Genomic DNA, 16,383 nt, shown 5'->3' with positions numbered 1-16,383 from the left:
TGACGCCGGTTCAGTCCCGCGCGACCCCCAGCATGCCGCGCAGCAGCTCGTCGAAGCCGGTGCGCAGTTCATCCCGGCTCGGCACGGCCGCGTGGAAGGAGCCGGCCGTGCAGGAGAACATGAGCCCCTCGCACCAGGCGATGAGGGACAGCGCGTGCCGCTCGGGCGCGGAGGAGCCCGCCGCGCGCATCATCGCGATCAGCGGGCCGTGGAAGACGGCGCCGGCGGAGTCGAAGAAGGAGCGCAGCTCGGGTCGCCGGGTGGCCTCCAGGGCGAGCTCGTAACGGGAGACCAGCAGCGTCCGGTGGTCCGTCAGATAGCGGTGCAGGGCGAGCGCGAGGGCGTTCGTCAGGGCCTCGGGCCCGGTATCGGCGGCCGGCAGCTCGTGCGGGGCGAGGACCGCCGCCTCACGCTGGACCTGGCGCCGGACGGCGGTCTCAAGGAGGGCCTGGCGGGTGCGGGCGTGGTTGGACGTGGAGCCCTGGGGGAGGCCGGCCCGTTCGTCGACGGCGCGATGGGTCAGCCCGCGCATCCCGCGCTCCACGAGGAGGTCGAGGGCGGCATCGCCGATGCGGTCGGCGCGGGTCGGAGGGGCGTCGGCGGCCGGTGCTGCGGTCATGAGGACAACCTATCGAGCCCTTCCTTCCCCAGCGAACTACAGCTGTAGTACGGTGAACGAGCTCACTACACCTGTAGTCCCACGTGGGGCGGACGGCTACTGCCGCACCGCTCCTGTCGTCCCCGAGGGGGAGCCATGGAACAGCACCGCGCCGTCGTCGTCGGAGCCGGCATCGGCGGTCTCACCGCCGCCATAGCCCTGCGCGACCGCGGCTGGGACGTCACCGTCGTCGAACGCGCCACCGGCCTCGCCCCGGTCGGCGCCGGCATCGCGCTCGCCCCCAACGCCCTGCGCGCCCTCGACGTCATCGGCCTCGGCGACCGGATCCGCGACCTCGCCGCCTGGCAGGGCGACGGCGGCATGCGCCGCCCCGACGGGCGCTGGCTCTGCCGCACCGACGCCCGGGCCGCCGCCGCCCGCTTCGGCGGACCGCTCGTCCTGCTGCACCGCGCCACCCTCGTCGACCTCCTCACCGCCGCCCTGCCCGCCGGCACCGTCGCCACCGCGACCCCGGCCGCGCTCACCGACCCCGGCGACACCCACCGCCCCGCCCGCGTCACCACTCCGGACGGCGAGCTGGAGGCCGAACTCGTCGTCGCCGCCGACGGCATCCGCTCCGCCGTCCGCACCGACCTCTTCCCCGACCACCCCGGCCCGCGCTACGCCGGCTTCACCACCTGGCGGGTCGTCGTCCCCGCCCCCGAGCGCCCCTTCGCCCCGCACGAGACCTGGGGCCCCGCCCGCCTGTGGGGCAGCCAGCCGCTCAAGGACGGCCGCGTCTACGCGTACGCCATGGCCGCGGCGCCCGCCGGAGCCCACGCCCGCGACGGCGAGAAGGCCGAACTCCTGCGCCTCTTCGGCGACTGGCACCAGCCCGTCCCCGCGATCCTCGACGCCGCCGACGAGAGCGCGGTGCTGCGCCACGACGTGCACCACCTGATCGACCCGCTGCCCGCCTTCCACCGCGGCCGCACCGCCCTGCTCGGCGACGCCGCCCACGCCATGCAGCCCACCCTCGGCCAGGGCGGCAACCAGGCCGTCGAGGACGCCGTCGTCCTCGCCCACCACGCGGGCGGCCTGCCCGTTCCGGCCGCGCTCGCCGCGTACACCGCCGACCGGCTGCCGCGCACCACCGCGATCGTCCGCAAGGCCGCCCACGCCGGCCGCCTCGCGCTGCTCTCCGCCCGTCCCGCCGTCGCCCTGCGGGACACGGCCATGACCGCCGTGTCCCGTTTCGGCCCCGGGCTCGTCCTGCGCGGCTTCGACGGCATCGCGGACTGGTCCCCGCCGATCGCCGGCGCGGCGGCGATCGTAAGCTGACCGGCGCGAACTCCCGGCACCACGAACCAGAAGGAGACCCCGTGAAGGTCGGCTGCATCGGACTCGGCGACATCGCGCGCAAGGCCTATCTGCCCGTCCTGTCCACCCTTCCCGGGGTCGAACTGCACCTCCAGACCCGCACCCCGGCCACCCTGGACGAGGTCGGCGAGACCTACCACGTGCCCGCCGCGCGCCGGCACCGCGACCTCGACTCGCTGCTCTCGGCGGGCCTCGACGCCGCCTTCGTGCACGCCCCGACCTCCGCGCACGCCGGCATCGTCACCCGGCTCCTGGAGGCCGGCGTGCCCACGTACGTCGACAAGCCGCTCGCCTACCACTACGCCGAGTCCGAAGCCCTCGTGGACCTCGCCGAGAAGACGGGCGTGAGCCTCACCGTCGGCTTCAACCGCAGGCTCGCCCCCGGCTACGCCCAGTGCCTCGACCACCCGCGCGAACTGATCCTCATGCAGAAGAACCGGATCGGCCTGCCCGAGGACCCGCGCACCTTCGTCCTCGACGACTTCATCCACGTCGTCGACACCCTGCGCTTCCTGCTCCCCGGCGACGTCGAGCACACCGACGTGCGCGCCCGGGTCCGCGGCGGGCTGCTGGAACACGTCGTCCTCCAGCTGTCCGGCGACGGCTTCACCGCGATCGGCATCATGAACCGGCTGAACGGATCCACCGAGGAGATCCTCGAGGTCTCCGGCCAGGACACCAAGCGCCAGGTGGTCAACCTCTCCGAGATCGTCGACCACAAGGGCCAGCCGACCGTGCGCCGGCGCGGCGACTGGGTGCCGGTGGCCCGTCAGCGCGGCATCGAGCAGGCCGTCGTCGGCTTCCTCGACGCCGTACGCGAGGGGCGGCCGCTCAGCGCCCGGGACGCCCTGCTGACCCACGAGCTGTGCGAGCGCGTGGTCCGCGAGGCCCTCGCCCAGGCGTCCTGAGCCGCTCGCGGTACGCCGCCACGCACACCGCGGCGACGACCACGAGCGCCCCGTACAGCGGCCACGCGCCGAGTCGTTCGTACAGCGTCCGGCCCGTCGGCAGCGGCAGCTCGTAGACGGCGGAGGCGCTCTCCCCGGTGCCCAGCACCGGGCCGACCCGCCGCCCGTCCGGCCCGTAGGCGGCGCTGATCCCGGTCAGCGTCGCGTGCACCATCGGACGCCCCGACTCCGCCGCCCGCAGCGCGCCGAGCGAGGCGTGCTGGGCCGGTGCCCAGCTGTCCTGGAAGGTCGAGGTCGACGACTGGGCGACGAGCACGTCGGCGCCGTCCCGGGCGAGCCGCCGGCTCATGTCGGGGAAGGCCGTCTCGAAGCAGATCAGCGGCCCGATCCGCAGGCCGCGTCCGGCCGGGCCGGCGGCGTCGGGCAGCGTCAGGACCACCGGTTCCGTGCCCCGCCGGCGGTCCTCACCGGCCGCCTTGCCGACCGAGGTGACCCAGCCGAGCACGGCCCGCGCGGGCACGTACTCGCCGAAGGGGACGAGCCGCGTCTTGTCGTAGCGCCCGCCGGTCGGGCCCCCGGGGCCGACGAGGATCGCGCTCTTGAAGATCCCCGGCCGGTCGGAGCGGCGCGCGTCCACGTTCACGAGCACCGGCGCGTCGACGGCGCGGGCGAGCGCGGCGAGCCGGGCCGCGAGGTCCGGCCGCGCCCGCAGGTCCGCACCGACACTGCTCTCGCCCCACACCACCAGGTCGAGCCGCTGCCCGGCGAGCGCCCCGGTCAGCTCCTCCGCCCGGTCGAAGCGCCGGGCGGCGCCACCCGACCCGTCGTACACACCCGGCTGGACCACCGCGATCCGCACCGTCCCCGCGGCGGGCGGCGGCGCGGCGCCCCACCAGGCGAGCCCGACGACCAGGCCGCAGCCGGTCAGGCCCACCAGTGCGGTACGGCGCAGCGGGGGCACCGCGATCAGCAGGACGAGGGCGGTGTCGACGGCGACCACGAGCAGGGTCACCAGCCAGACCCCGCCGACCGAGGCGAGCCGCAGCGCGGCCGGCACCTGCCACTCGGCTGCCCCGAGCAACCCCCACGGACCTCCCAACCCCTGCCAGGACCGCACCAGCTCGACCATCAGCCAGCCGGAGGGGATGACGACCAGCGCGGCCGCGGCCCGGCCCGGTGACGGCGTGCCGCCCAGCATCGCCCGCACCAGGTGTCCCCACGGCAGCCACAGCAGCCCGAGCAGCACGGCGAGCAGGAGCAGGAAGACGTGGAGGCTCGGCAGCAGCCAGTGGTGCACGGCCAGCATGAAGCCGACGCCCCCGCACCAGCCGTCCAGGCCGGCCCGGCGGGGGCTCGGCGCCGAACGGATCAGGAGCAGCCAGGGGACGAGCGCGAGATACGCCCACCACCACAGACCGGGGGCGGGAAAGGCGAGCGCGGGCAGCGCGCCGAGGCCGACGGCGAGCGCGGACCGGGCGACGGACGGGTGGCGCATGCCCTGCCTCCTGGGGTCGCCTCCAGTGTGCGCGCGCCCGGCCCCACCGACCGGACCGACGCGACGCCGGGACGGCGAAAGGGGCGCGGTGGGGCGGGTCGGGGAGGGCCGGTGGGTCGGGGTGGGTGGCGTTCGGGGGACGGGCTTCGGGGGGCTGGTCGGCGGGGCGCGGCTCTGGGGAACCGGTTCCGGGAACCGCACCGGGGCGGCTCACACCCGGCGCCACTTCTCCTCGACCACGACCGAGCGGAACCGCCAGCCCCCGTCCGTGCGCAGCAGCGTGAAGGTGTACCGCCCGCCGCACACGAAGTCCTCGCCGGACTCGAAGCGCATCGGGTTCGCGTAGTCGGCGCGCACCGTCGCGGTGTCGCCCGGGTAGCCGCCGAGGTCCTGGATGCGAACCCGGCGGTTGACGATGAGGTGCTGGCGTACCGGAAACAGCCGCATCGTCTCGGCGAGCCAGTCGGCGACCGCGTCGGCCGGCCCCTCGATCCCGCCGGAGCCGCGGTAGTCGGCGCGGCCCTCCGGGGCGAACAGGGCCCGGTAGGCGGCCCAGTCGGAATCGTCCACGGCCACCGCGTAGCCGGTGACCAGATCGTCGATGGCGAGCCGGTCCATCACGGTGGCGAGGTCCACACGCTGTGTCATCGGATCAGTGTCGGGCAGTGCGGCCACGGGGCCAAGGGGCGTGCGCGCGGCGGATCCGGAACGGACCGGGACGGCGGAAGGTCAGCCGGCGGACTCACCCGCGTGCGGGCTCAGGACGTCGGCGCCGACGAGGACGAAGAGCAGGATGCCGAGGGCGATCCGGTAGATCACGAAGGGCATGAAGCTCTTGGTGGTGATGAACTTCATGAACCAGGCGATCACGGCGTAGCCGACGCCGAAGGCGATGACCGTCGCGAAGATCGTCGGACCCCAGGAGACGTGGCCGCCCTCGGTCGCGTCCTTGAGCTCGAAGACGCCGGAGGCGAGCACCGCCGGGATGGCCAGCAGGAAGGAGTAGCGGGCGGCGGCCTCACGGGAGTAGCCCATGAGGAGACCGCCGGAGATGGTGGCGCCGGACCGGGAGACACCCGGGATCAGGGCCATCGCCTGGCAGACGCCGAAGATCAGGCCGTCGCGTACGCCGAGGTCCTGGAGCGACTTGCGCACGCGGACGGCGCGGTGCCGGCCGCCTATCTCGTCACGGGCGGCGAGCCGGTCGGCGATGCCGAGCACGACGCCCATCACGACGAGGGTGGTCGCGGTCAGCCGCAGATCGCGGAACGGGCCCTCGATCTGGTCCTTGAGGGTCACGCCGAGGACGCCGATCGGGATCGACCCGACGATGACCAGCCAGCCCATCTGGGCGTCGTGGTCGCCGCGCATCCCCTTGTCGAAGAGCGACCGGAACCAGGCCGACACGATCCGCGCGATGTCCTTGCGGAAGTAGATGAGGACGGCGGTCTCGGTGCCGATCTGGGTGATGGCCGTGAACGCGGCCCCCGGGTCCTGCCAGCCGGCGAACGCGGCGGTGAGCCGCAGATGCGCGCTGGAGGAGATGGGAAGGAACTCGGTCAGCCCCTGGACGAGTCCGAGGATGAATGATTCGAACCAACTCATGGGGCCAGGGCCGTCCCGAATGTACGTGTGTGGTCGTGCGGTCGGTGCGCAGCGTACATTCCCGAAGTTACGAGATCGCCTGCGGGGTTCCGGGGACGAGGGTTCCGGCGAGACACGAGGCGAGGCGAGGCGGGGCGGGGCGGGGCGGGGATACGGGAGGCGGGTGCGGGGGCGCCGGGGCGCGGGACCTCGTGGGGGCGGGCTCAGCCCCCCAGGTCCCTTGGGCTGGGGTGGGGCCCTTCCGCCTACGTCCCCCGGGTGGGGGCGGGCTCAGCCGCTCATGTCCCGGGGTCGGTGCCCAGCCGCTCATGGCCGGCCCTGTGACAGGGGCTCAGCCCTCGACGGGACCCGTGGTCGTCCAGCCCGGCGCGCGCACGTGGTACGTCAGGTTCGCGCGGTCGGCCTGCTCTCCGCAGCTCCCGCAGACGACGCGCGGGTTCAGCACCTCGCCGCAGCTGTGCTCCAGGACCACCGGCCGGGCCTCCGCGTTCAGGTGGCGGTCGCCCCAGGCCATCAGGGTCACGAGGACGGGACCCAGCTCCTCGCCGGCCGGGGTGGCCCGGTACTCGTAGCGCTTGGGCCGCTCGCTGTACGCGACCTTCTCCAGGATCCCCGCCTCCACGAGCCGCTTGAGGCGGGCGGTGAGGATGTCGCGCGGCGCGCCGGTGTTCCGGGCGATCCGGTCGAAGCGGCGGACGCCGAGGGAGACCTCGCGCAACACGAGGAGGGAGTACTTCTCGCCGACGAGCGCGAGGGTGTCGGCGATCGAGCAGGGACGGGGCGCGGCCTTCATGGGCCAAGACTAAGGCAACGGCTCCCGGCAGGGTTTGAGAATCCAACTAACTGGGCTATGTTACCGGTAAGTGTTGGTCCAGATTTCCAACTCTCCAGGTAGGAGACGTGTCATGCGTGACGCCGTCATCGTCGAAGCGGTGCGATCCCCGATCGGGAAGGGCAAGCCCGGCGGGTCCCTCGCCGACGTGCACCCCGTCGCCCTGCTCTCGCACACCCTGCGCGCCCTGATCGACCGCTCCGGCATCGACCCCGCCCTCGTCGACGACGTCATCAGCGGCACCGTGGACCAGGTCGGCGAACAGGCCATGAACACCACGCGCTACGCCTGGCTCGGCGCCGGACTGCCGGAGACGGTGCCCGCCACCACCGTCGACCGGCAGTGCGGCTCCTCCCAGCAGGCCGTGCACTTCGCCGCGCAGGGCGTCATGTCCGGCGCCTACGACATCGTCGTGGCCTGCGGCGTCGAGTCCATGAGCCGCGTCCCCATGTGGTCCAACGTGCCGCCCGGCGCCGACCCCTTCGGCCCCGGGGTGGCCGCCCGTTACCCCGAGGGCCTGGTGCCGCAGGGCATCAGCGCCGAGCTCATCGCCGCCAAGTGGTCCATCGGCCGCGAGGCGATGGACGAGTTCTCCGCCGCCTCGCACGCCAAGGCAGCGCGCAGCTGGGCGGACGGCCTCTTCGACGACCAGGTCGTGCCGTACGGGGACGTGCGCCGCGACGAGTCGGTGCGGCCCGCGACCACGCCGGAGATCCTCGCCGGCCTGCGGCCCTCCTTCGAGGACCCCGGCTTCGCCGAACGCTTCCCGCAGATCGAGTGGTCGGTCACCGCCGGCAACAGCAGCCCGATCAACGACGGCGCCTCCGCCGTCCTCGTCATGGCGGCCGAGACCGCCCGCGCCCTCGGGCTGCGCCCGCTCGCCCGGCTGCACGGCTTCGCCGTGACCGGCTCCGACCCGCTGCTGATGCTGACCGGCGTCATCCCGGCCACCGAGAAGGTGCTGCGCCGCGCCGGGCTCTCCCTCGACGACATCGACCTCTTCGAGATCAACGAGGCCTTCGCGAGCGTCGTCCTCGCCTGGCAGCAGGAGACCGGCGCCGACCCGGCCAAGGTCAACGTCCACGGCGGCGCCATCGCCCTCGGCCACCCCCTGGGCGCGAGCGGCACCCGCCTGACGACGACCCTGGTACACGCGCTACGGGCCCGCGGCGGCCGGTACGGGCTCCAGGCGATGTGCGAGGCGGGGGGCCTGGCGAACGCGATGATCGTCGAAGCGCTGTGAGCTGACGGGGCGGGCCCGGCCGAGGCTCGGACCCGACCGAACTCCCGGAGTCAGCTGCCGCTCGCGCCCGGACCCGCAGTGACCCCCGCCTTCGCCCCCGCGCCGGCGCCGGCCCCGGCCGGCACGACCTCCGGCTCCGCCTCCAGCTTCGGCTGCGCCGCCTCCTCCGCCTCCAGCTTCGGCTTCGAACCCGGCGGGGCGCCGGCGCCCGTCAGCCGGTGTCGCTTGCGCCAGCCCACCACCGCGGCAGCCAGCGCCGACACGACGATGAAGCCGGTCGAGACGAGGAAGGCGGGGGAGGTCGGCGAGGTGGCACGGCTCCCCGCGACCACGTACGCCACCGTGTTCGGTACGGAGCCGAGGGCGGTGGCCAGAAGGAAGGGGAGGCACCGCATCCGGGACACGGCGGCCGCGTAGTTCGCCACCACGAACGGCATTCCGGGGAAGAGACGGATCGCCAGCATCGACCGGAAACCGTGCCGGCTCAGCTGCCCGTCCGCCGCCTTCAGCCAGCGGCCCCGGACGTACGGGCGCAGCGCCTCCTGGCCGAGCGCCCGGCCCAGCGCGAACGAGAGGCCGGCTCCCAGGACCGTCCCGCCGAGCGCCGCGGCGAAGCCCGCCTGGGTGCCGAAGAGCGCGCCCGCCGCCAGGTTGAGGATCGGCCGCGGCACCAGCGCCGCCGTGCACACGCCGTACGCGAGCCCGAAGACCAGCACCGCGCCCGCGCCGCTCAACTGCGGTGGCCAGCCCGCCGACAGCAGCCGCTGCGGCTCGAAGAGCAGCACCGACACGCCCGCGGAGAGCAGGATCACGGCGAGATACGTCAGCCGGGCCTTGGGCGAGAGGAGCATCCGGGGAGATTAACCGACAAGGACGGGTGATCGCCGTAACGCACGCCATGCCGACGGCGCTCCCGCCCTGCCGCCCTGCCGCCCTGCCGCCCTGCCGCCCTGCCGCCCTGCCGCCCTGCCGCCCTGCCGCCCTGCCGCCCAGCCGCGCCGGCGCCCTGCCGCCCCGCCGCTCCCTGCCCCGCTGCCCCGCGCCGCCTTCCCCGCTTAAGGTGAGGCCGTGACCGCCTCCGCGCCCGCCGCCGTCCCCGAGAGCACCCTCGCCGACACCGTGCTCGCCCGGCTGACGGACGTCTACCCGGCCGCCGGCGACCCGTTCCGGGCGCAGGAGATGATCGCGTACATGAAGGGCGTCGCCCCCTTCCTCGGGCTGCGGACCCCTGAGCGGCGCGTCCTGTCCCGTACGGTCCTCGACGGCCTGCCCGCCCCCGATGAGGCGGACTGCACTGCCGTGGCGCTGCGCTGCTTCGCGCTGCCCGAGCGGGAGTACCACTACTTCGCCGTCGACTACCTGCGCCGCCATGTGAAGCGCTGCTCGTCGGACTTCCTGCCGGTCGCCCGGACCCTCGTCACCACCGTCCCGTGGTGGGACACCGTCGACCACCTCGCCGCCCACGTCGTCGGCGGACTGGTCGCCGCCGACCCGGCGCTCGCCGCCCGCATGGACGAGTGGATCGCCGACGACGACCTGTGGGTCGCGCGCACCGCCCTGCTCCACCAGCTCCGCTACAAGTCCGCCACCGACGCCGAGCGGCTGTTCTCGTACTGCCTGCTGCGCTCCGGGCACCCGGACTTCTTCATCCGCAAGGCGATCGGCTGGAGCCTGCGCGAATACGGAAAGACCGCGCCAGGCGAGGTACGCGCCTTCGTCGCCGAGAACACCTCCCGCCTCTCACCGCTCTCGGTGCGCGAGGCCCTCAAGAACCTCTGAGGGCCCCGAAATTCGGTCGACGGCGGGACGCCCGGGCGGCCATGATCGGGGCATGTCCCGGTACGCCTTCCTCGCAGCGCCGTCCGCAGCAGCGGACGCGCCGAAGGCTGCCGTCGCGAACGTTCTGACCTGCCCGCCCGGCGTGACCGGCATGCCCGGCGTGACCGGCCCGACCTGCCTCACCGTTCTCGCCGTTCTCGCGAGGCTCGGCGGCGACCGAAGCTGACCCTTCCCGGACCGTCCGGCGGACCCCACAGGGGGAGGGTCGGTTCGGCCCTGGGGTCCCCACACACGCTTCGAGCACCGAAACGAGCGATTCAGCCATGCCCAAGCAGGCGTACGCGCGCACCAAGCCGCACCTCAACATCGGCACCATGGGCCACGTCGACCACGGCAAGACCACCCTCACCGCCGCCATCACCAAGGTCCTCAGCGAGCGCGGCACCGGCGGCCCCACCACGTACGTGCCCTTCGACCGGATCGACCGGGCCCCCGAGGAGGCGCGGCGCGGCATCACCATCAACGCCGCCCACGTCGAGTACGAGACCGACACCCGGCACTACGCGCACGTCGACATGCCCGGACACGCCGACTACATCAAGAACATGGTCACCGGAGCCGCCCAGCTCGACGGGGCGATCCTCGTCGTCTCCGCGCTCGACGGGATCATGCCGCAGACCGCCGAACACGTGCTGCTCGCCCGGCAGGTCGGCGTCGACCACATCGTCGTCGCCCTCAACAAGGCGGACGGTGCCGACGACGAACTGGCCGACCTGGTCGAGCTGGAGGTACGGGAGCTGCTGAACGCGCACGGCTACGGCGGCGACGGCGTGCCGGTGGTCCGGGTCTCCGGGCTGCGCGCGCTGGCGGGCGACCCGCGGTGGACGGCGTCCGTGGAGGCGCTGCTCGACGCGGTGGACACGTACGTGCCGGTGCCGGAGCGGTATGTCGAGGGGCCGTTCCTGATGCCGGTGGAGAGCGTGCTCACCATCACCGGCCGCGGCACCGTCGTCACGGGCGCCGTCGAGCGCGGCACGGTCCGCGTCGGCGACCGGGTCGAACTGCTCGGCCCGGACAGCGAGACGGTCGTCACCGGCGTCGAGACCTTCGGCCGCCCGATGGAGTCGGCGCAGGCCGGCGACAACGTGGCGCTGCTGCTGCGCGGGGTGCCGCGCGGAGCGGTCCGCCGGGGTCATGTCGTGGCGGCGCCCGGCACGGTCGTGCCGCGCCGGCGCTTCACCGCGCGGGTGTACGTGCTGTCCGCCCGCGAGGGCGGCCGCAGCACGCCGGTCACGACGGGCTACCGGCCGCAGTTCTACTTGCGGACGGCGGACGTCGTCGGCGCCGTCGACCTCGGCGAACCCGCCGTCGCCCGCCCCGGCGAGACGGTCACCATGACCGTCGACCTCGGCCGCCCCGTACCCCTGGAGCCGGGCCTCGGCTTCGCGATCCGCGAGGGCGGCCGAACGATCGGCGCGGGCACGGTGACGGAGGTCCTCTGACGGGCCAGGTCGGGGGCGCGGCCGGGGAGGGGCGCAGCTTCCTTGCGGGGCGCTGCCCCCTTGGGAAGCGCTGCCCCCTTGCGGGGTGGTGCCTCCGGGCGGCGCGGTGCCCCGGGCGGGGCGGTGCCCCGGGCGGGGCGCTGCGCTGCCCTGGGCGGGGCGCTGCCGCGCCGCGTGCCTGCCCCGTCCTCGGCCGCGCTCGTTTCCGTGAGCACGGGCCCGGGACCATCGGGGTTGCGGAGGCTCGGCCGTCTGGGCGGTCCGTCGCTCGGTGCGGGTTTGGACGAGCGTCCGCGTGGAGGGGAGCGTTCCGGGGCCCGCGTAGGTGGGCGGTTGTGGTCGTGGTTCAGACTCTGCTCATGAACGAGACCGCGAGTCGTCGTACGGCACTGGTACTGGGCGCCGGTGGGCTGACCGGTGCGGGGTGGGAGATCGGGATCCTGCGGGGCCTCGCCGAGGCGGGGACGGATCTGACGGACGCCGATCTGATCGTCGGAAGCTCCGCCGGCGCGGTCGTCGGCGCGCAGCTCGCGTCGGGGAAATTCTCGCTCGACGCGCTCTACGAGAGCCAGTCGGCCGAGCCGGCCGGCGAGCTGCCCGCCCGCCTCGGACCCGGCCGGATCCTCAAGTACGCCTTCGCCGTGCTCGGGTCACGCACCCCCGAGGCGTACGGCCGCAAGCTCGGCCGGCTCGCGAGCGCGGCCGCCACCGTCTCCCCGGCCGCCCGCCGCGACGTCGTCGCCGACCGGCTCGGGCCCGCCGCCGACTGGCCCGAGCGGCGGCTGCTCGTCACCGCCGTCGACGCCGACACCGGCGAACTCACCGCGTTCGACCGCGACGCCGGCGTTCCCCTCGTCGACGCCGTCACCGCCAGTTGCGCCGTTCCCGGCGTCTGGCCGGTCGTCGAGCTCGCCGGACGCCGGTGGATCGACGGCGGGCTCCACTCCACCGCCAACGCCCACCTCGCCGCCGGGTACGACAGCGTCGTCGTCATCGCGCCCAGCCGCACCGGCAACAAGGTGATCCTCTCCCCGGCCGCGCAGGGCGCCGCCCTGGCCGCGGCAGGGGCTCGGGTCGAGGTCATCACCCCCGACGCGGAGTCGAGGAAGGCCTTCGGCCGTAATCTGCTCGACCCCGCCCGCCGCGCCCCGGCCGCCCGGGCCGGCCGGGCCCAGGCCGCCGCCCACACGCGGGCGGTCGCGGCCCTGTGGGCACAATGAGGGCGTGAACGAGCACATTCCCGTCATCCGTGACGTCGACCACGGCACCGCCCGGCTCATGCCCGACGTGGACATCGAGCGGGGCTGGCTGCTCACGGTCGACGGCGCGCCCCAGTCGTACGTCGACCTCGACGACCCGACGCACCTCGAGTTCGAGTACGCCCAGCGGCTCGCCCACGTCGTCGACCACGCCGCCGAGGAGGGCGTCCCGCTGGACGTCGTGCACCTCGGTGGCGGGGCGCTCACCCTGCCCCGCTACGTCGCCGCCACCCGGCCGGGCTCCCGGCAGCAGGTGGCCGAGGCCGACCGCGGGCTGCTCGCCCTCGTCGCCGAGCACCTGCCGCTGCCGGAGGGCTCGGGGATCGCGGTGCACGGCGCGGACGCCCGCGCGTGGCTGGAAGCCGCGCCGGACGCCTCCGCCGACCTGATCGTCGCCGACGTCTTCGGCGGCTCGCGGGTGCCGGCGCACATCACCTCGGTCGAGTACGCCCGGGAGGCCCGCCGGGTCCTGCGTCCGGGCGGCACCTACGCGGCGAACCTCGCGGACGGGGCGCCTTTCGCCTTCCTCGGCTCCCAACTCGCCACGTTCGCGGCGGTCTTCCCGGAGCTCGCGCTGATCGCCGAACCGGCGGTGCTGCGCGGCCGCCGGTTCGGCAACGCGGTGCTGGTCGCCTCGGACCGGGAGATCGACACCGCGGGCCTCGCCCGCCGCACGGCCGGCGACGCCTTCCCGGCCCGCGTGGAGTGGGGTGCGGACCTCGCCCGGCTCACCGGCGACGCGCGGCCGGTGCGGGACACGGAGGCCGTGCCGTCACCCGCACCCCCGAACGGCGCCTTCGGCATCGGCTGAGCCGACACCGTCCGCCCCAGGGTCCACGCCCTGCGGTGCCGCCGCCCCGCCCCCCTCCGAGCCCCTCACCTGCTTCGTACGCCGTGTCAGGTTGCGTACGTCCGGGACCAGGAGGACCAGGGCCGTCACGAGGACGATGAGGGTTGCCGAGCCCCACAGGGCCTCGCTGCGGCCGAAGGCGGTCTCCGCCGGGCCCGCGAGGGCTGTGGACAGGGGGAGCATGGCCGTCGAGCCGAACCAGTCGTATGCCGAGACCCGCGACAGCTTCTCCTCCGGGATCTCCTGGTGCAGCGTCGTCATCCAGCACACGCCGAAGACCTCGATCGCCACACCGCTCACGAACATGGCCACGGAGAGGCCGACCACGTCGAGCGGGACGGCGAGGGCCGCCGACGGCAGGGCGATCGGGAAGACGCCCAGGGTGCCCACGAGGAGCATCCGGCGGGGCTTCCAGCGGGCCATCAGGATCGCGCCGCCCAGCGTGCCCACGCCGAACGCGGCGAGCGCCAGGCCCCAGGGCCGGGCGCCGCCCAGTTCGTCGCGGGCGACCAGCGGTCCGTACACCGACTCCGCCGCGCCCACCAGCGCGACCACGACGGCGAACTGCGCCACGATCGACCACAGCCACGGACGCCCGGCGAACTCGTCCCAGCCCTCGCGCAGATCGGCCAGCAGCCCGCCGCCCGCCGCGCGCTCGGGGACGTGCCGGACGTCGAGGAAGGCGCGCAGCGCGCCCGCCACGGCGAAGGCGGCCGCGTCGATCGCGAGCACCCAGCCGGGGCCGAAGGCCGCGATGAGGGCGCCGCCGAGCGCGGCTCCGCCGATGCCGGCGCCGTTCATCGCCATCCGGAAGAGGGCGAAGGCGCGGCTGACCTGTTCGCCGTCGACGCTGGACATCAGCATGCCTTCGGCGGCCGGGTTGAAGAACGCCTGGCCGGTGCCGCACAGCGCGGTCAGCAGCATCATGTGCCACAGCCGTGCCTCGCCGGTGAGGACGAGGACGGCGAAGACCGCCTGCGACAGGCAGTTGAGGGCGTTGGCGGCGACCATCACCCGGTGCCGGGGCACCCGGTCGGCGACGGCGCCGCCGACGAGCAGGAACAGCACGAGGGGCAGGGTGCGGGCCATCGCCACCAGGCCGACGTCGCCGCCGTCGCCGCCGGACTGGATGACGGCGAACGCCGCCGCGATCAGGGCGCCGTGGGTGCCCAGGTTGGTGACGATCGCGGCGGCGGTCAGCAGCAGGTAGTTCCGCCCGGCCCAAGCGGGTACGCGGTCGCGGATCAGGACGACTCCGGGGCCTCGGGAGCGAGTCGCACGGTGGAGACGATCTGCTTGATGGTGGCGTCGGGAAGCTCGTCCTTCACACCCTTGGCGGCATAGAGCACGAAGGACGAGAAGTCGCCCTTGGCGTTCTTGAAGGAGAAGGCGAAGGACTTGCCGTCCGACTCGCACTTGTTGCGCTTCTTGATGTTGGGGGCGACGGCCGTGGCCATGCTGCCCTGGAGACCGGACGTGGTGGTGTACGGCACGGCCTTGGTGATCTTGATGGTGCCCTTGGGCATGTGCTGGGCGTAGCCCGCCCACACCCAGTTGCCGGCCTCGTTGAAGGCCGCCTCGGCGGTGTCCTTGGCGCCCTGGCCGCCCTTGGTGCCGGCGGTGCTCAGGCCCCAGGTCTCCTCGGTGCCGTTCTTGTCGGTGTCCAGCGCGCACCAGTTGCTCTTGAGGTGCGCGGGCGCGGACATCGTGACGACGGGGGAGCCGTCGCCCTTCTTCTCGTCCTCGAAGAACGTGACGACGCCGGGCTTCGACAGCTCCCACTCCGGCGGCACGTCGAACAGCGTGCCGTACTTCGGGTTGTAGACGACCTTCCAGCCCGGGATCGTCGGCTGGTGACCGGCGCCGTCGCGCGGGTTGTCGAGCGGCGGGGACGAGGAGGTGCCGGGCGTCGTCGGGGCCGACTGCGACGGCTTCGGGTCGCCCGCCTGGTCGCTCTTGTCGTCGTCCTTGCCGATCACCAGGTAGCCGGCGACACCGGCCGCCGCGAGGACGGCCACCGCGGCGACGATCGCCACCAGCGTCGTCTGCTTCTTCTTCCCGCCGTCACCGCCGGCCGGCTGCACGGGACCGGGCACCGTGTACTGCGGCACCGTCGGCTGCTGGTACGGGTTCGGCTGCCCGTAGCCGGGCTGCGTCGGCTGCTGCTGGTACGGGTTCGGCTGCGCGTACCCCGGCTGGGTCGGCGGCTGCTGCTGATACGGATTCGGCTGCCCGTAACCGGGCTGTTGACCCGGCTGTGCGTACGGGTTCTGGTTCTGGTCCTGCGGGTTCTGCTCGCCCCCGGGCGGCTGCTGTCCTGGCCACATGGCCAGTAACGATAGAGGTGCGGCCCGTGCCCTGCCACGGCCGCCCCCGTGCGGGGATGGCGAAGACTGCTACCCGTGGGTAACATCACGGCCCATGAGCGCAGAACAGATGAACGTCGGCGAGATGCTCGCCGCGACCGTGCCCATGGCCCGGACCCTGAACCTGAAGTTCGTGGAGACCACCGCCGAGCGCGCCGTCGTGGAGCTTCCGGACCAGGCCGACTACCACAACCACGTGGGCGGCCCGCACGCCGGCGCCATGTTCACCCTGGCCGAGTCCGCCAGCGGCGCCATCGTCCTGGCCGCCTTCGGCGACCAGCTCGGCCGCGCCGTGCCGCTCGCCGTCAGGGCCGAGATCGGCTACAAGAAGCTCGCGATGGGCGCCGTCACGGCGACCGCCACCCTCGGCCGCCCGGCCGCCGAGGTCGTCGCCGAGCTCGACGCCGGTCAGCGCCCCGAGTTCCCGGTCAAGATCGACATCACCCGCGCGGACGGCGCCGTCACCGGCGAGATGACCGTGGTCTGGACCCTGCGCCCCAACTCCTGACTCCTCATCCCGGATCCCGGATCCCGGATCCCGGATCCCGGATCCCGGACCCCGGATC

Annotated in this window: 17 protein-coding genes; 9 read left to right on the top strand and 8 right to left on the bottom strand. The window is 74.0% G+C overall.

The annotated features are described in order from the left end of the window. Positions 1-10: 10 nt before the first annotated feature. A complete protein-coding gene (locus ACIGXE_RS14410) occupies positions 11-619 on the bottom strand; it encodes a TetR/AcrR family transcriptional regulator (protein WP_399747000.1) in 609 nt (202 codons plus the stop codon). A gap of 135 nt (positions 620-754) precedes the next feature. Between ACIGXE_RS14410 and ACIGXE_RS14405 the strand changes: the two genes are divergently transcribed. Beyond that, entirely contained in the window at positions 755-1,939 is a 1,185-nt protein-coding gene (locus tag ACIGXE_RS14405; RefSeq protein ID WP_399746998.1) for an FAD-dependent monooxygenase, read from the top strand. Between the two features lie 41 nt (positions 1,940-1,980). Further along, positions 1,981-2,886, top strand: coding sequence for a Gfo/Idh/MocA family protein (locus ACIGXE_RS14400; RefSeq protein WP_399746996.1), 906 nt, complete (start codon positions 1,981-1,983; stop codon positions 2,884-2,886). Here ACIGXE_RS14400 and lnt read toward each other — a convergent pair. From lnt to ACIGXE_RS14380, 4 genes are all read right to left on the bottom strand, one after another. After that, on the bottom strand, positions 2,810-4,381 hold the full coding sequence (gene lnt / locus ACIGXE_RS14395) for an apolipoprotein N-acyltransferase (protein WP_399746994.1): 1,572 nt from the start codon (positions 4,379-4,381) through the stop codon (positions 2,810-2,812). The two genes, ACIGXE_RS14400 and lnt, sit on opposite strands and share 77 nt — an antisense overlap. A 210-nt stretch (positions 4,382-4,591) precedes the next feature. Continuing rightward, positions 4,592-5,029: a nuclear transport factor 2 family protein gene (locus ACIGXE_RS14390; RefSeq protein WP_399746992.1), complete on the bottom strand. Its 438-nt coding sequence runs from the start codon at positions 5,027-5,029 to the stop codon at positions 4,592-4,594. Between the two features lie 81 nt (positions 5,030-5,110). Beyond that, complete coding sequence (locus ACIGXE_RS14385) at positions 5,111-5,986, bottom strand: undecaprenyl-diphosphate phosphatase (RefSeq protein ID WP_399746991.1); 876 nt, start codon at positions 5,984-5,986, stop codon at positions 5,111-5,113. A 331-nt stretch (positions 5,987-6,317) separates the two neighbouring features. Beyond that, positions 6,318-6,779 carry a winged helix-turn-helix transcriptional regulator gene (locus tag ACIGXE_RS14380; RefSeq protein ID WP_399746989.1) on the bottom strand — a complete coding sequence of 154 codons (462 nt, stop codon included), beginning with the start codon at positions 6,777-6,779 and terminating at the stop codon, positions 6,318-6,320. Positions 6,780-6,891: 112 nt separating this feature from the next. On the opposite strand from ACIGXE_RS14380, the gene ACIGXE_RS14375 reads away from it, so the two are divergent. Then, on the top strand, positions 6,892-8,061 hold the full coding sequence (locus tag ACIGXE_RS14375) for a thiolase family protein (protein WP_399746988.1): 1,170 nt from the start codon (positions 6,892-6,894) through the stop codon (positions 8,059-8,061). Between the two features lie 50 nt (positions 8,062-8,111). Here the strand turns inward: ACIGXE_RS14375 and ACIGXE_RS14370 are convergent, their stop codons facing one another. Beyond that, complete coding sequence (locus ACIGXE_RS14370; protein WP_399746986.1) at positions 8,112-8,912, bottom strand: TVP38/TMEM64 family protein; 801 nt, start codon at positions 8,910-8,912, stop codon at positions 8,112-8,114. A gap of 217 nt (positions 8,913-9,129) precedes the next feature. Here ACIGXE_RS14370 and ACIGXE_RS14365 point away from each other — a divergent pair, with 217 nt between their 5' ends. The 5 genes from ACIGXE_RS14365 to ACIGXE_RS14345 all read left to right on the top strand — a co-directional run bounded on the left by ACIGXE_RS14365 (position 9,130) and on the right by ACIGXE_RS14345 (position 13,412). Continuing rightward, positions 9,130-9,840 (top strand): DNA alkylation repair protein, encoded by a 711-nt coding sequence (locus tag ACIGXE_RS14365; protein WP_399746984.1) that lies wholly within the window; start codon positions 9,130-9,132, stop codon positions 9,838-9,840. 52 nt (positions 9,841-9,892) lie between these two features. Further along, positions 9,893-10,066 (top strand): hypothetical protein, encoded by a 174-nt coding sequence (locus tag ACIGXE_RS14360; protein ID WP_399746982.1) that lies wholly within the window; start codon positions 9,893-9,895, stop codon positions 10,064-10,066. 97 nt (positions 10,067-10,163) lie between these two features. Continuing rightward, positions 10,164-11,342: an elongation factor Tu gene (gene tuf / locus ACIGXE_RS14355; protein WP_399746980.1), complete on the top strand. Its 1,179-nt coding sequence runs from the start codon at positions 10,164-10,166 to the stop codon at positions 11,340-11,342. A gap of 359 nt (positions 11,343-11,701) precedes the next feature. Then, positions 11,702-12,562, top strand: coding sequence for a patatin-like phospholipase family protein (locus tag ACIGXE_RS14350; RefSeq protein WP_399746978.1), 861 nt, complete (start codon positions 11,702-11,704; stop codon positions 12,560-12,562). Between the two features lie 4 nt (positions 12,563-12,566). Then, positions 12,567-13,412, top strand: a complete 846-nt coding sequence (locus ACIGXE_RS14345; protein ID WP_399746976.1) for a spermidine synthase — start codon at positions 12,567-12,569, stop codon at positions 13,410-13,412. Here the strand turns inward: ACIGXE_RS14345 and ACIGXE_RS14340 are convergent. Both ACIGXE_RS14340 and ACIGXE_RS14335 read right to left on the bottom strand, forming a co-directional pair. Then, positions 13,374-14,699 (bottom strand): MFS transporter, encoded by a 1,326-nt coding sequence (locus tag ACIGXE_RS14340; RefSeq protein WP_399747149.1) that lies wholly within the window; start codon positions 14,697-14,699, stop codon positions 13,374-13,376. The genes ACIGXE_RS14345 and ACIGXE_RS14340 overlap by 39 nt on opposite strands. Next, positions 14,696-15,778 carry a hypothetical protein gene (locus tag ACIGXE_RS14335; protein ID WP_399746974.1) on the bottom strand — a complete coding sequence of 361 codons (1,083 nt, stop codon included), beginning with the start codon at positions 15,776-15,778 and terminating at the stop codon, positions 14,696-14,698. The genes ACIGXE_RS14340 and ACIGXE_RS14335 overlap by 4 nt, the downstream gene beginning before the upstream one ends. Before the next feature lie 109 nt (positions 15,779-15,887). On the opposite strand from ACIGXE_RS14335, the gene ACIGXE_RS14330 reads away from it, so the two are divergent. Continuing rightward, the gene (locus tag ACIGXE_RS14330; protein WP_399747147.1) at positions 15,888-16,325 is read left to right on the top strand and encodes a DUF4442 domain-containing protein; all 438 of its coding nucleotides are present in this window, start codon (positions 15,888-15,890) and stop codon (positions 16,323-16,325) included. The last annotated feature ends 58 nt before the right edge of the window (positions 16,326-16,383 follow it).

The sequence above is a fragment of the Streptomyces sp. NPDC053431 genome, assembly GCF_044544925.1.
GTDB lineage: Bacteria > Actinomycetota > Actinomycetes > Streptomycetales > Streptomycetaceae > Streptomyces.
The sequence above is the reverse complement of the archived record's forward strand: the minus strand, read 5'-3'. Positions and strand labels throughout refer to the sequence as shown.